At 42.9% G+C, this 15,970-nt stretch carries 11 protein-coding genes and 1 rRNA gene; 5 read left to right on the top strand and 7 right to left on the bottom strand.

The genetic code is table 11. From position 1 onward, the window contains the following. Positions 1–48 precede the first annotated feature (48 nt). A complete protein-coding gene (locus tag E0F88_RS25420; protein ID WP_131961105.1) occupies positions 49–3,114 on the bottom strand; it encodes a beta-L-arabinofuranosidase domain-containing protein in 3,066 nt (1,021 codons plus the stop codon). A 403-nt stretch (positions 3,115–3,517) separates the two neighbouring features. Here E0F88_RS25420 and E0F88_RS25415 point away from each other — a divergent pair, with 403 nt between their 5' ends. Beyond that, complete coding sequence (locus tag E0F88_RS25415) at positions 3,518–3,883, top strand: VOC family protein (protein WP_131961104.1); 366 nt, start codon at positions 3,518–3,520, stop codon at positions 3,881–3,883. A 48-nt stretch (positions 3,884–3,931) separates the two neighbouring features. Here E0F88_RS25415 and E0F88_RS25410 read toward each other — a convergent pair whose 3' ends face one another. Continuing rightward, positions 3,932–4,828, bottom strand: coding sequence for a hypothetical protein (locus tag E0F88_RS25410; RefSeq protein ID WP_220466379.1), 897 nt, complete (start codon positions 4,826–4,828; stop codon positions 3,932–3,934). Positions 4,829–5,305: 477 nt separating this feature from the next. Here E0F88_RS25410 and E0F88_RS25405 point away from each other — a divergent pair, with 477 nt between their 5' ends. The 4 genes from E0F88_RS25405 to E0F88_RS25390 all read left to right on the top strand — a co-directional run bounded on the left by E0F88_RS25405 (position 5,306) and on the right by E0F88_RS25390 (position 11,357). Further along, a complete protein-coding gene (locus E0F88_RS25405) occupies positions 5,306–7,774 on the top strand; it encodes a TonB-dependent receptor (RefSeq protein WP_131961102.1) in 2,469 nt (822 codons plus the stop codon). Between the two features lie 14 nt (positions 7,775–7,788). Then, positions 7,789–9,123: a DUF4374 domain-containing protein gene (locus E0F88_RS25400; RefSeq protein ID WP_131961101.1), complete on the top strand. Its 1,335-nt coding sequence runs from the start codon at positions 7,789–7,791 to the stop codon at positions 9,121–9,123. Between the two features lie 98 nt (positions 9,124–9,221). Then, the gene (locus E0F88_RS25395; protein ID WP_131961100.1) at positions 9,222–10,790 is read left to right on the top strand and encodes an ankyrin repeat domain-containing protein; all 1,569 of its coding nucleotides are present in this window, start codon (positions 9,222–9,224) and stop codon (positions 10,788–10,790) included. An 84-nt stretch (positions 10,791–10,874) separates the two neighbouring features. Next, a complete protein-coding gene (locus E0F88_RS25390) occupies positions 10,875–11,357 on the top strand; it encodes a DUF2271 domain-containing protein (RefSeq protein WP_131961099.1) in 483 nt (160 codons plus the stop codon). Between the two features lie 148 nt (positions 11,358–11,505). Here the strand turns inward: E0F88_RS25390 and E0F88_RS25385 are convergent, their stop codons facing one another. From E0F88_RS25385 to rrf, 5 genes are all read right to left on the bottom strand, one after another. Continuing rightward, the gene (locus tag E0F88_RS25385; RefSeq protein WP_131961098.1) at positions 11,506–13,551 is read right to left on the bottom strand and encodes an alginate lyase family protein; all 2,046 of its coding nucleotides are present in this window, start codon (positions 13,549–13,551) and stop codon (positions 11,506–11,508) included. 123 nt (positions 13,552–13,674) lie between these two features. Continuing rightward, the gene (locus E0F88_RS25380) at positions 13,675–14,286 is read right to left on the bottom strand and encodes a pyridoxamine 5'-phosphate oxidase family protein (RefSeq protein ID WP_131961097.1); all 612 of its coding nucleotides are present in this window, start codon (positions 14,284–14,286) and stop codon (positions 13,675–13,677) included. A 57-nt stretch (positions 14,287–14,343) separates the two neighbouring features. Further along, entirely contained in the window at positions 14,344–14,586 is a 243-nt protein-coding gene (locus tag E0F88_RS25375) for a hypothetical protein (RefSeq protein WP_131961096.1), read from the bottom strand. Positions 14,587–14,637: 51 nt separating this feature from the next. Further along, entirely contained in the window at positions 14,638–15,195 is a 558-nt protein-coding gene (locus E0F88_RS25370) for a TetR/AcrR family transcriptional regulator (RefSeq protein ID WP_131961095.1), read from the bottom strand. A gap of 530 nt (positions 15,196–15,725) precedes the next feature. Next, positions 15,726–15,837: ribosomal RNA gene (rrf, locus tag E0F88_RS25365) — 5S ribosomal RNA — on the bottom strand. Between the last annotated feature and the right edge of the window lie 133 nt (positions 15,838–15,970).

Raw genomic sequence — 15,970 nt, 5'->3', positions numbered from 1 at the left:
AAATATAGTAGCGAAAAGCCGCTCCCCTATTGCGTTTTGGTTTCAGGCCTATTTTAGCTTAACGTCCAGGTAAACGGAATGACGTCCGTAAGTTTCATAGAATGGTTTAAATACCACATCATCGATCGTAAATTGTAATTGACTTGGATCACCTTTGATTGACTGGCTGATATCGTCAGCATTCAGCGTTACTTTACGCCATTCTTTTCTCGCCTCAGGCTCCTGAGCTGCCAGCAATATCGGTCCGTAAAAAAGGCTGGCAATATTCTGCTGGTCCATTACCGGATCCAGGTGAAACTGAAAAGGCATTTTAAGTTCAATAACGTCGCCATCTTTCCAGCTGCGGGCTATCGTGAGATAACTGCCCGGAATAGCCTGGAGCTTTTGCTCTTTACCATTGATTTTTACAATAAATCCTTTGGTAGCCCAGCCCGGCACACGCACATTGACATCAAATTTTCCGCTGCCCTTGATCGTCAGGCTGGTGTTGTCTTCCTTTGGAAAATTGGTTGTCTGTTCCACCGATATTTTACGTTCTGCCCATTCCAGGGTAGAAGGGATGAAGAGATTGACATACAGCGCTTTATTATCCTTACTTTTGAAATAAATTGAATTTTGTAGTTTGGTACTGCTTTCTATCGCCGTACCGTTACAGCAGGTAAAACCAGTCATATTAGGATTGCCGAATTGTTTGATAGCACCCGGCCTGAGCGGTACGTGATAGGTATTTGCCGGCGTTTTCTCAGCTACAGAAGCAAGGATGTGATTGTACAATGCGCGTTCGTAATAGTCCATATACTCGCCCCGCTGATCGAAAAGAAAGAGATCACTGGTTAATTTCAGCATGTTATACGTGCCGCAGGTTTCATTTTGTCCTCCGGATGAAAAGCCGTTTTCATACAACGTTCCCGGCTGACCAATAAAACATTCCGCATTTGCAGGATTACGCGCACCGGCAATTCCGCCAATGCTGTACATATAATCGTTGACAGCTTTATACCAGAAATTATCGGCCACTTTGTAATATTCCGGATTGTTGGTGGCACGATACGTTTCCATGCTGCCAACCACCTGAGGAATATGCTGGTTGGCATGCAATCCACGGAAAAGATCGACATTTTTAGCCAACCCGTGCGAATGCGCCGTGTCGCCAAAGAAAACACGGATGTTATCAAATAGCTGTGCTGTTTTCAAATATTGGGGTTTGCCTGTAATCCGGTGCAATCTTGCCATCGACTCATTCATGCCGCCAAACTCACCGGCAATATAGGTGTTCCACATTTTGATCAAAGTATCCGTTGGCACCTGATTCAGACGAACATAAACCCAGTCGCCCATCCCGGAGGCAACATCAAGCGCTTTTTTATTCCCGCTTACTTCATATACGTCCAGTAAACCTGCAAGAATTTTATGCAGGGTGTAATAAGGAGCCCACACCTGAGTTTTCTGGCCACCGTACTTTGCACCTTTTTCCAACATTATAAACTGATCAGGCGGATAAGCACTAATAAAACCAGTTCCCCAGTTCCAGTAATCAGTACGGATACCGGCTTCACTAAGATCAGAATCATAAGCTGTTTTCCCTGGTCCAACCGGAACTTTTGTCGGGTCGGTCACCTGTGGTCCACCTGCATCTTTCGCCTTTCCTGATAATTGTGACAAATCGTAAAGCGTATTTACCATATAATCCATTTTTCCGGCGAAGTTGGCCTGGAGTGCTTTGTCATACCCGGTGCCGGCATAAGCCTGTGCGATAGCAGTGAGATAATGACCGGTACCATGTCCTCTCAGTTTGGTGTCGCGGCTATCCCAAACACCCAAAGGTTTTGCTCCTTCGGGTTGTTTTTGACCAAAAGCATTGCGAAACATATATAAGAATGAATTAGGATCTGTTTTAGCCAGTGTGTTTATAAACTTGTCCCGGTTTTCAGTAAATTTTGTTTCGTGGCCATCGTGATCCGTTTTTAGAGCAACCTGTTTCAATGCAAAGGCTTCGAGTTTTAAAACCGGTTTCGCTGATTTTTTAGAATCTTTGATCGTTATAAATGCCTTTGGCTGAAACGCAGTTCCGGCAACACGTCCTGTAATGGTATATTGTCCGGGTTTCATAACAGCCGTATTATCAGTAGCAGCAGGCCAAACAACACGCACCTTGGGACCTGTTTTGCTATTTTTATAAGTTCCCTCTACATAACTCGGCAGCCTTGGCAGATTCCCGGTTTCTGTTTCAACCTTCACATCCGAAACCTTCTCTAAATAAGTATTGTAAAGCTGTGCTTCGGTGGGAGAAAACTGCGGCAGCAGGTCTTCACGGCCAGCCGTTGTATTCACTGAACCTTCGTTGACACCTCTCTGGGCATTCCGGTATATTCCGGCAACCTGCCTGCCGCTGAGCGGGACACGGTAAATGCGAAAATCATGAATTAAAGCATTGAGATTAGGATTTCCGGCCACGATCGATTTTCCTATATAGAGCAATTTTTCCCGGGATTGCTGACCAAATACATCCGTCAATTCCAAAGAAATCTCCTTTGGGTCACCTGCAGGTTTACCATCAACATAGGTAATCATAGACTTTGAAGGAACATCTATCACAATCGCAAGATGCACCCACTTGTTCAATTCTATGGCTGCAGCAACCGCACTGTTTTTGTTCACTTTTTCGGATATAACGGAGGAATGATACCCTTCCTGAGCAGTGGTTCCAACCGGTGCCGCAAAAAAATGTCTGTTTGCATCCCTTCCAAAATCAAAAAAAAGCTGGCCGGGTTGCTTGGAACGCATCAAAACCCATCCTGATAAACTGAGCGATTCAAGATCTGTCAGCGCTTCTGTGGGAATGGTCACAAACGAATTATTTTCTCCGGAAAGAGACAAAACCTTTCCAAACCGGCTGTCATTAACAAAACCGGCATCGGCTCCCTGATACTTGCCATGAAGATTATTCCGCGACCAGTCTTTGACATCTCCGTCAAACCGGTATCGGGAAATCATTCCTGTTTCACCAATTCCATCCAATATCTGGTCGCCACTTTGTCCCTCAGCGGTATAAATTCCCTGAGACAAAACCGCAACAAACATCATGACACGCAAAGCAACTTTGTACATTTTCATAATTTTGATCAAAACCTTATCTATCTGTTTATAAAATCATATTCTTTAACACAAATACACCGGGATAAGAGGTGAGGAAATCAAAGGGATCATAGAGAATAACCTTTAATAATTCTCAATAAAACTATGAAGAATGTAAGCTTTCCAATTCGCCTATTTTAGCTAGTAATCAAATGATATTAACAAGTATTTTATTCCAAAAACCAACCACGAGACCTTCATCTGGTGCGAGATCTCGCCAAAGCGATGCACTATTCGATTTCGGTAAATTCATTGCCTGGAAAAGGAACCACTTTTACCCTGACCAGCTAACAGAGACAGTTAGTTTTTGATCTCAATCAAGCGATTAAAAGAATTGGTTTCCATACTTTTGTCCGTGTATCAACATTAAGAAAATTGGACCATGAAACATAAAGCCACATCAATCCGCCCATTTATCGGAGCCAAGGATTTTGAAGTATCCCAACAATTCTATGGCGACCTGGGTTTTGAGGAAACCATACTATCACCTGGGCTTTCCGTATTTAAAATTGACCAGCTGGCATTTTATCTTCAGCGTGCTTATGTGAAAGACTGGATCGACAATACCATGATCTTTCTGGAAGTTGACGATGTAACGCGTTACTATGACGAACTATCTGCTTTGAACCTGAGCAGTAAATATGAAAATGTGAGACTAACCCCAATCCGGGTTGAAGCGTGGGGCAAAGAATGTTTTTTGCATGACCCTTCCGGAATCCTGTGGCACTTTGGTGAATTTATAAAGTAAGTTGAAATACCTTCTACATTACTTTATCAGGAAATACAGTCTTCCGAATCATCCACGGTAATATTCGGAATTCTTTAATTTACTTTCCTGAAGGTAAATATTGGCCCTTTCTGTATCAATGATCATATTAAACCGTTTCAGCAGGTCCCCGCCGATTATACTCATCTTTTGCCTGCCCAGCGCTCCGGTAAAGAAGCCGACCGGAATATTGGTCATGTGTTTACTGCCAAGTTTAAAAGATGGCAATACTGCTTTTTTTGTCATTAAAATATTACCAAAAGAGTCTTTCAATGCTTTCTGATCCACTATCTTCAACTGCCCGTCGATTTTATTTACTGCTGTGAACTGGTCGTCCAGCAATACAGAGCCGGAATAACCTGAATGGATCAGAAACCTGTTTACGAGCAGCTTACCTCCTACCTCGCAGCCCGCTTCGACAAACATCATTTCGTTTTCGTAAATTAATTTCAGTTTTTCAAACCTTCTTGCCTTGCCAGGCAATTTTGGATGGAGAACAATAACCTTTTTGTCAAAATCAATTTCAATCGATTTTCCTTCAAAAAGGTCAATCCCAAACTTCCCTCCGGTTTGCGGACCAGAATTCATATTTTCCCATATCGAAACATGCTCCCATTGTCTGTTGCCGATCTGTAGTGTATTCTTTTTACTGAATCTTGAAGTGTTTTCGTTACCACCCCAGCTTTTTACGCTATCTGTTCTGTCGAAAACAAGGCTGGACATTTTTTTCACCGCATCCTCCGTTAATGTGAGCGAACTGGCAGCGGTGTGAAACATCAGGTTAACGGTATCCATTTTGTTGAATGTTGCATTTATCGATATGTTGTTATAGGAAGTCAGCTCAAAGGGGATGACTAATTTCTGAGCAAACAACTGTGTGCTGCAAATGCTGATAAGTAGAAATATGAAATATTTTGGATGCTGCACGGTTGAAGTTTTTATATAAAACTAAACCTACCGAAATAATGACGTTTTACAAAATGTGATTCCTGTAAGTTACTAATTGGCATTTTAAAAATCCGTTGCACTGCTGCAAGGTCTTCATCGATACAGCCAGACATCCCTGTTTAATATATATCACGTTCTCTCTTCATATAAATTTGATAATACAAATGAAAAAGCCGCAGCCTTATGAATGGTAGCCAGAAGTCGGTTGTTTTGTTCATTAGTCCGGCGGATACAAAATGAATCGCGTGGTTTGAAAGATTAAATCACTTTTTACTAATCTTAATTACTCCCTATGGCGTCTTTAGTATTCCCTTAAACGTCATTTTTTGCAGAATCCGGAGTCCTATCTTTGCACTCAATATAATTGGTCTAAATAAGATCCAATTTCCACCCCTACTATATTGTTAAACGGCAGTATTTAACTGCCATGCAATAAACATATAAGTAAAAAATCTGATGTTATTGAAACACTCTTTACTCATTGCAGCATTCGTTACGCTACTCCATTTCCATACAGCTGCACAAACTTCATCTAAAACGTCAACAATTAAAGGCAGGGTGAAGGATGAAAAAGGTGCGGTTGTAAGCTTTGTGACGATCAGGGTAGAAGGTACCAATATCGCAACTTTTTCTGAGGATGATGGTTCGTTTGTACTAAAAGAAGTGCCTTATGGACATCAGGATATTGTTATAAGTTCAATTGAAATAAAAAGCAAAATTTCAAAATTCCACGTAGAAAAACCCAATCACGAATTTAATCCGGTTGTAGCTAAGACGGCACAAGAGCTTTACGAAGTTCAGATTGTGCAAAAAACGGAGAAGAAACAAATAGAAACAACAGGATTTGCCGTAGCCGTCATTGAAACCAAAGAAGCCTCACTGCGAAACCTGACCACCAACGAACTTCTTGACCGGGCTGTGGGTGTGCGCGTCCGTCAGAACGGAGGAGTCGGATCACGTGTGGAGTATAATTTGAATGGCATGTCGGGCAGCGCTGTTGGTATATTTCTGGATGGGATCGAGATATCTACTTACGGGTCTTCTTTTAATCTGAATAATATTCCACCGGCGATGATCGAACGCATCGAGGTGTATAAAGGCGTACTTCCTTCCCATCTTACAGGTGATTATGTGGGTGGAGCAATAAATGTTGTTCTGAAAAAAGACGCTTCACAAAATAACATTACAGCGGCAGTAGCTTACGGGTCTTTCAATACCTTTCAGGCTGACCTTTCGGGAATCTACCGCAACAAAAAAACCGGCTTTACGACCAGAGCGTCAGGATTTTATACGTATACAGATAATAGTTATACCACCTGGGGTAAGTTTTCAAAGTTTGTACATCCGGACAGAACACTGGAACGGTATTACAGAGCCAAAAGATTTAACAATGCTTACAGGTCGGTAGGCGGTCGTTTTGAAATAGGATTTACCAATGTCAAATGGGCAGACCAGTTTTTTTTAGGATATAACATTTCTGATACATATGCCGAAATACCGCACGGCACAACCATGGCCCGCCCTTATGTGGGCAGGTTTGGCGAGTATCAGGCGCATGTGGTCAGCCTGAATTACAATAAAAACAACTTTTTGGTTAAAGGTATGGCGCTGAACGTAAACGCGGTTAGAAGTAACAGAAGCACCTACGTTCAGGATACTGTGGGCCAGGCTTATAACTGGGACGGGAATCCTAAGATGCTGATCAGGAATGGTGAAATAATACCGGTTCCGCCTACTGCCGGAATGGGCCAGCAGGGAGCAAAGAGTATCGTCGAAGTGAATAGAAAGATCACCAACATGCGTACCAATCTGGGATATACGGTATTGCCAGGACATCGGATTTCCTTCAATCACAAACTGGAAACAACGGACAGAGATGACAATGATTTGCTCAAACCGGTGAACAAAGATCTGGTAACAGTCAGCACTATAATGAATAACATTCTGGCCATGAACTATGAAGCCCAGCTGTTTAACGATAAATTAAAGACAAATCTATTAGGTAAGTACACCTTCAACAGAACCATTCAAACGCGGCCTGAATTGGTTGAGCAGAATGGTATCAATATCGTCAACAGGGTTCAAAAGAAAACAGTCAACAACAACAAAGGATATGGTGCTACGGTTTCTTACAATGTAGTTTCCAAAATGTATATCATTGGCTCTACACAAAACTCTTATGTAGTGGCTACGGAAAACCAGCTATACGGTGATCCCGAAAATAACATCCTGGAAAATCCGGGTTTGATACCTGAAAAAAATGTGAATTATAATCTGGGATTCCGGCATGGCCCGATCCAAAGCGGCAAACATAAACTTACGCTATATGCAAGTGTCTTCTGGAGAAATGGTTATGATAAAATCACCCAGCAGGCTGTTGAAAACCAAATCGTACCTGGAAGAGAAAGCGATGCGGATATTCAGGTAACCAAATATGTGAATTTGGGACGAACGCAGTCCAGAGGATTTGAAGGAGAAATTATCTATGCCTACGACAACCGCTTAAACGCGCTGTTTAACTTTTCCAAATTCAATACATTATTCAAACAGGAATTTGATCAAAAAGGCAACCCACACGATCTGTACAATTTACAGCTGCCCAACGAGCCGTTTTTTACTATGAATGGCAGTGTCCAGTACCGGCTCAGTGACAAGTTTCAAAAGAAATCGATTCTGAATGTCTATTACAATACAGGTTTTGTAGGCGCCTTCGGAACCGTTTGGATGGAGTCGGAATGGTTCACTACACCTACACAGTTTTACCATGATTTAGGTGCAAGTTACCGGTTTCCCAATGGCAAAATGGTAGCAAGTTTTGATCTTAAAAACATCCTGAACGCTGAAATGTATGACAATTTCGGTGTCCAGAAACCAGGCAGGAGTATCTCAGTTAAGTTAAATTATACAATCAGTAAATTTTTATAATAATCAATTTTAAAATGAAAAAAAATCTCTTAAGTGCAGCGATAGTAGGAGTAGCCATGATGTTTGCGGGCTGTAAGGATGACGCTACAAATCCGGATGGTGGTGAAACCCCGGTTACCAGAGAATTTATATCACTAACTGCCTCTATTCCCGATGAAGCCGGAACGGCAGGTAACGGTGGCACAATGGCTTATGCCCTTACCCACGCCCAGGCAATCGATCCTAATTTTTCGGTGAACATCTATGCAAACGGCTTTGGATTAAGATCCGCCCGTACGGCCCGTGTGCAGGCTTCCGAGGATGGAACAGAACTCTACAACATCCAATATACGGGTGAAGATGGAGGTGTGTTTAACAAGTATCTTGTAAAAGGTGCAAAGGATTATCAGGATACAGGCAATGAGCTGGATCTGTCAGATATCGTTGGAACATCTCCCCGCTGGACAAAAGCTGCTGAAAATATTGGAATTGGTGTCCACTTAACAGGAAGTACTACTGTTACAGAAGGTGCAGCACCCAACCACGTTTTTAAATATACCAGAGGAAAAGTAAGAATTGCGGTGATCGATTTAAAAGACGCAAAAGTACCTAACTCTACTGAATTCGACTTCCCTTTTACTGCTGAATTGGAAGCTCAGGGTTACTCTGTGGGACGTATTGATGTTCCGGTTTTGAATGAAGCCAAAACCAAGATTTTCATCGGTTGCAACGTAAGCAAAATTGACCCGAAAAAATTATCTTACACTACTGCGGGACTCCCGACCTGGGCTAATGATGCAGCCGGAAGAACACTTGGCACAACAACGCTTGTAGTTGATTACCCATCATTGCAAAATCCAAAACTTATCTACTCTACTGTCTCTAAAACCAACAATCATTCATACCGTACCATGACACAGTATGTAGGAACGGATGGTAATGTGTATCAGGCAACAGCTACCGGTGGAAAAGATATTTTACGTATAAACAAGGCTACCAACGATTACGATAACGGATACCACTTCAATCTGGATGCGGCTTTGAGTCTTACAGATACACGTATTCAGGCATGGAGATATATCAAAGACGGCATAGGTTTGGTTTTATATAACATTGCCGGAGATGGTGGTTATATTGCTCTGGTTGACTTAAATTCAAGAACGGCTACCAGAATCGCAAACGATTACGAGGCAGGATTGGACTTCGGCCAATTCCAGAACCTTGCAGTAAGCGGAGATTTTGTTTATGTACCTCTTACACCAACAGGCGAAGCAGGAAGATTATATGTAATCAACTGGAAAACCAGAGAAGTAATCAAAGGTGCTTCATTAACCGGTCAGTCGGGATCAAGCTACCTGGGCTCTTACTAAGGTCTTTTTCAATGTCATGATTAAGGAAAAAAAGTGAGATACAACACCAAAGTTGTATCTCCTTTTTTGTAATAAATAACATCCATTTATTTTAGTTTATGAAAAAAATCCTTCTTACAACCTTCATACTCTCCGCATTACATGTAAACGCGCAGAATACCAATACGCTGATGAGCGCCGATTTTTGGAAAACAAAGCCTGATGTGGCTGCTGTAAAAGCCGAAATTGCAAAAGGAAATAGTCCCTCCAAACCGGACGCAGTATCCTGGGATCCTACAGCCAGAGCCATTTTAAACGGTGCGCCATTGGAAACAATTAAATTTATGGTGGAACAGGAAGGTAATGGTGTAAAGAAAAAAACGCATCATAGCGCCTCCTACCTGCACTGGGCAGCATCAAGGGGTAATGCCGAGCTGGTGAAATACCTGGTTGAAAAAGGTTCTGATGTACATTTGACGGATAGTCATGGCAGCAGTATCATTGGCAATGCGGCTTCCAGTGGAAATCAGGATAAGGGCGTTTACGAAGCCTTATTTAAAGCGGGTGTTTCTCCTAAGACAAAATATGAAAACGGTGCTACGGTGCTTATGCTTGGTGTAGCCGCAGATCCGGAGCTCACCCTTACCGATTATTTTATTACAAAAGGACTTTCTATTACCGATAAAGACGAATACGGAAGTACCGTTACGGACTACGCAGCCAGAACCGGCAACAAAGAGATTATCGAAAAGCTCATCAAAAGAGGTGTAAAACCGACTGGCAACGCTTTGTTTTTTGCGGCGCAGGGATCAAGAATGTCAGGCAATGGCATTGACACTTATAAATATCTGGTTGAAACTTTAAAACTGGATCCTAAAACGATTAGTAAAGATGGAGGAACCATACTCCATCAGCTGATTCGCAGGCCCAATCCAGAACTGCTTACTTATTTTATCGACAAAGGCGTAGATCTCAATAAGGCAGATAATGAAGGCAATACGTTGCTCATCATCGCCTCATCGGGAAGAGATATCGGGCTGGTAGAAAAAACATTACTACCAAAGGTGAAGAATATCAACGCTGTAAATGAAAAAGGTGAATCAGCATTGACTAAGGCCATTTCAGGCGGGTCTTCCGAGATTGCTGCGCTACTTTTGAAAAACGGAGCAGATATCAAGGTATTGGATAAAGACGGAAACAACCTGGCATATCACTGGTTTGAATCATACAGAGCTGGTGGACCGGGTGGCGAGCGCGGTGCTGGTGGACCGGGTCCCGGCGGACCGGAGGGTCAGGGCAGACCAGGTGGCCAGACTGGAAATGGAAGAGAACGTGCTGAAAAGGAGTTTGAGAAAAAACTTGAAATATTAAAAACTGCAGGTCTGGATGTTTCCGCACCACAGGAAAATGGCAATACACTGTTCCATTTGGCAGTTGCAAAGGGAAATGTCAAACTATTCCAAAAGGCTACCTCACTTGGTGTCAATATCAATGCCCAGGATAAAGAAGGAGCAACACCTTTGCATAAGGCAGCTTTGGTAGCTAAGGATGATAAAATCCTTAAAACGCTGATATCTCTTGGCGCAAAAAAAGACCTTAAAACCGAATTCGGCGAAACCGCTTATGATCTGGCAAAGGACAACACTTTCCTTACAGAAAATAAGGTAACGCTCGACTTTTTGAAATAATGATTGAGATAAGAATGAGTGGACGCCGCTCATTCTTATCTCTTATCTCTTATCTCTTAACTCTTAATTCAATAATAAAAATAAATGCATTTTTCAAGACTTCTTTTTCCATTCCTTTTCATTTTATTTTTCACCTTAAACGCTCCTGCTCAAACCAGTAAATACAAGTGCCTGGTACAGATGAATAGCTATCGTGGTGAAGCTGCTTATGTGATAATATCCCTGGTTACCCCTCAGGGCGCTTATGACAAAACCTTGTATGTTCTCGGCTCTGACAAACAGTGGTATAACACGCTGAAACAATGGCATAAATACCAGACAAAAACAAAGGCAAAGCTCAGTGCCATCACCGGCGCGTCCATCGCAGGCGGAGACAGAGCGGTGCATGTAATAGAACTGGACGATGCTAAAATTAACAAAGGCTATAAATTAAGGTTTGAATCGGCCGTCGAAGAACAAAAATACCATGTTGCAGACGTTGAGATTCCTTTAACCACAGAAGGCCTTGCCGAGCGGGCGACAGGAGACGGATATGTCCGTTTTGTGAAATTTAGTAAAGTGCAGTAATCCATTATACTTTCCAGGCAGAGTTTGCATATTAGTCAAGGTTATTTACAAATCAAAAATAATCCCGATCTGTAAATAGATAAAGGTTTAGCATACTACAGCAACCCTGCCAGGAAACTGGTAGGGTTTTTTGTTTTTAGTTTGGATTTCACTTCTCCAACTCCGCCCTTGCACTAGCATTAAATGGTATTGTCATTTTCCAGGTTTTGCCTCTGGTAACTATTTCAACTTTTACTTCATCGCTGGTTTCCGATATAACCCTGGTTTTTACATATGGTGTTTTACCTTCCGAGGGCAGTAACAGCCATACAAAGGTTTTGTCGCCCGCAATGTCGGTGTTGTATATCGCCGTGGTATTGGGCATATACACGTTGTACTCCGGACTATACCAGCCTTGAATCTCCGGTTTCTCTTGTCCTTTTATAAAATCGATTTTATTTTTTTGGCTGCTTACAGGAATTATAGCCAGATTTCCCCGGGAATTATTCGTACGTACCGAACTAGCATCCTGGCTTACCAGGCAGTCGGGATGCCAGTGCCATAGTGCTTCTATTTTCCTTGGTTTGTCTGTTCGGATGCGGTCCACAACAACCCAAAACTGACCGCGGACATACATAACCGCGCGTGTGTGGCTGGCAGAACCGTTTACATCAAATGCGGAAAAATCATTGGCTGCGTAGTCAAAATCAGGGGTAATTTTTACATGGTTCGAGTTCAAAGGCTCCTTCGCCAACAGCGGACCCGGCTGCTGCCCTTTTCCATCGATCAAAATCAAATTATGACCTTCACTACCCTTTGCGTAAGGACGGAATTTATCTGCAACTTCTCCTGTGTATGCAAACCGGCCTGCATCCACCAACAAATCGCGGCCAAAGGCTGAGACGGAAATGTGCAGTTTGTCGTTGTGCTGGTGACCACTTCCCCACGGACCGATATCAAAAAATGACCAGTGCGCATCCGCGTTGTAGTTGCTCCGGGATATCAGCTGTCCGGCCCATGGAAAAAAGTACGAAGGCCCCTGAAAGGGTTTTGTTCCCGTTTTGCCATTGGAAGCCAGATAGGCCCACTCCGGCTTATTATACTTTTTTGCGGCTTCCAAAAGCAATGCTCTGTCGCTTCCCCGATCGCCGTCGTTGTTCAGGATACGATAGCCATCTGGTCGTACAGCCCGGGCAATATAATTATACATTTCAATGATGGTCTGATTGAAAAAATCAGGAAGGGGGCGGTTGGCGCGGTCACAAATTTCCTTAAACAATACGAAATTGGATAACGCTACATTGTGATAATGAGAAGTGAGCTCCGTTTGGGTACCATCTTTGTAAACCTGTCCTTTCATACTTTTTGCCATGGTGGCGATTGCGTAAGAGAGCCACTCATCTGACTTTTTATATTCCGGAAAATTGGTAGCAACCGTCGCGAGAGCCGAAATTTCCATCGTCAGCCAGTTATTGCCTGAATGAAACTGGCGGTTATAATGTGCGTGGTCAGGAAGACTGCTCAACAACAGCAACTGTGTGGCCGGAGACAGATAAGGGCTTTTGAGAAGCCCGTAATAAATGCGGGACCAAACCTTTACTCTGGCTGCCACTTCCAGTCCGCGCCAAACCGAAGTACTGCTTTTTACAGCCGGATAAGGCAAACTTTTGAGAATAAAATCTTTAAGGAAAACATCTATGTACTGAGCATATTTAGGATTACCGGTTTCCATGTAGGTATCAAAAACCGTAGCCAATTGTGTGTGCCGGTTAGAAAGCCAGGCCCATTCGCGGTCATTATTTGGTCCTTTGTAGTGCCAGTCGCGGTGGCCGTCGGATAACAAAGGCACCTGGCCCTTCACATTTTGAATGATGAATACATTCTTTAAAATGGTATCTGCTTCTGCCGCTGTTTTATCCGACGCTGCGGGCAGAGTCTTTCTCAGAAATGAGGCAGTCTTTCCGTTCTGATAATAAACCAGCAGTTGTTTGCAAGCCCCAATCAAATCTCCTTTTTTTTGTGCGGCCTTTACCTGCTCAAGCCCCGGTTTGTCAAGATCAAACTGATCCAGCATCATCTTCATGGTTTCCGGAGCATCGGCGCAGATATCTTCAACAGATGTAAGTTGCTGCCACCTTTTTTGGGCAAAAGAGCTGTAAGAAATGGATAACGCGAAAGTGCAAAGCAGAAATTTTATTACAAAACGAGCATTCATGGGGCTTTGGGTTTAATAACCTGATTTTCTATTATCCTGAAAGATCAACGGATATCTGCACCCTATGACGCGACAAACACTTCCTGACCCTGCCATTGCTGGGAATTCCGGCTGTTAAAAACATCATTTAAATCCCTTTTTCAACATACTTACTTCAGCTTCCAAACTCCGGATTTTTTCCTGTAACGGTACTAAAACCGTATTAATTTCTTCGGCTGTGTATCGTGGGGTGATGTATTTTGGGCAATTCCAGTCAAATGCCAAAACGTGCAACAGTATTATCCTCTCGGTAATATGCTCATATCCTTCGGCAGAAACTTCAGCCAAAAGATCCGGATAATCAGCAGCATCTGCTATTTCAGCTTTTGCGTATATTTTTAACCGAATTTGCCTCGAATAATCCATTAAAAACAAGGAAACCTCCGGATGAGTAAGGGCATTCCCAGCCGAAATGTATTGCTTGTTTCCCTGAAAATCAGCAAAGGCCAACGTCTCCGAATCAACAACGTGAAGAAATCCCTTGGGGCCGCCTCTGTGCTGAATATAAGGAAACGCATTTTCGCCAATACTGGCCAGATAAAAGCTATCGCGATCCCGGATAAAACTAACTTCACGACTTGCCAACCCTTTACCTGGTTGTTGCTCAATCCTCGAATAAATCCCCCGGCTCCCCTGCTGTTCCTGCAATGCTTTGCTACGCTCACCAAAGGCGAAAGCAGCATAATTAGTTGCCATATTATTATTGTTTTATGATTAAACGGCTGTCTTCGTTCTCTGTTATTAGTACACAATCTATTTTTGCGACGGCGGATTCAGATTTTCTTCATTCCACATGGCATCGCCACATTCATCGCTTGCAAATTGGGCAGCGCCAAAAAGTTCAATTGGATTTGCCTTCTGAAAGATTACAGAGGCTAGCGAAGAAAAAGCATCGGATGAAATACTAAGTTCAACACCAGGTACTTTCGATACATCGGAGATCTTTTGAGATGCTGCAAAAACCTGATCGTGAGTTGTAACTGCAAGTTTTGACATGATTTTAAATGTTTAAGTAAATTATTTTATTTTACCGAACGTTCCTTTTCCCTACTTCAAAAAATCAGCTTTAATATCACCGAGCGCCATTTGGAATATACTTGGATCCTGCAAAGTTTGAGCGAGTATCAGTGAACCCTGAATCCGGACCAGTGTAGATTCAGCAAGCTTCTTCGACTTTTCAGGTTCATGCCCCAGGTTGTTCGCAAGATGCGTAAACGCTGATATCCAGGTTTGAAAAATAATGGCTATTTCATCCTTAAAAAGCTCAGCAGCTGTTCCATGCGACAATGCTCTTAATATGCATGCTAACCGTCCTCCATTATAAAGGCTATTAATTGAATCTAAAACCACTTCCAAACGCTCTTTCGCTGGTTTTGATGACATTAAGACTTCAATTACCTGGCTTTCATTCCAATTGCCAATATAAGCAAGAACCGCATGAGCCATTGCTTCTTTGCCTTCCGGAAAACGGTGATATAAGCTCGCCTTTTTTAACCCGATAGCCGCCGCAAGCCCGCTTATACTTGCCCCATCGTATCCAACCGATCTAAATATTTCCAGCAGCTTTTCGATTACTATATCATCTTCAACTTTTAGATAACCCATACCTTTTCCTCTTTATTTACCGAACGTTCGGTAAATATAATTAGTTTCATTCTCTTTATCATTTCCGTAGTCTCGATAAGTAATATAGACCATAGTTCACGGATGTCGAAAAGAACAAGCCACACGCATTGAGGATTTTCTTGTCAGAAGCCAGAAGCGTGCTTGCCCAGGACCAGGCTCCTGTGATCAGAAATGTATTATCATGTACTTTTGGAGGTGCTAAGATGAGTGAGGTTGACACCGCGACTTGTAAACCCAAAAAGTCACGCTTTTCGGAATGGCCTAGATTGTAATCGTATTGTGGCGACTAGAATGCGCGTCCCGCACCAGGCCTTCCCTCTGCTTCACCATGTTGGACTGCACGGGGCGATATCATCGGCCTGGGCGGCCCGACCTGCGCGGCCCGGCCTGGGCGGCACGACATCGGAAGAGGTTAAGACTTCGCGTCTCGGCGAGTCGTCGCCCCGTCCGGTCCAATAGTCCTAAACACAAAAAGACCATCCTTTTGAGATGGTCTTCGTTTAATAGTATTGTGGCGGCTACCTACTTTACCAGGTTTGACCCAAGTATCATCGGCGGTTCTGGGCTTAACTTCTCTGTTCGGGATGGGAAGAGGTGAACACCAGGCCAATAGCCACCAACAAGATTTTCTGTTGGTTTATCAACAATGTCTTTTGAGTTTCAATGATTAACATTGAATTTCATGTCATATTGGAAGTAGAAGAGATAAAATAAAGAGATTTAATGTGCAAGCTGTTGGGTAATTAGTACTGCT

The sequence above is a fragment of the Dyadobacter psychrotolerans genome (genome assembly GCF_004349265.1).
GTDB classification, from domain to species: domain Bacteria; phylum Bacteroidota; class Bacteroidia; order Cytophagales; family Spirosomataceae; genus Dyadobacter; species Dyadobacter psychrotolerans.
The sequence above is the reverse complement of the archived record's forward strand: the minus strand, read 5'-3'. Positions and strand labels throughout refer to the sequence as shown.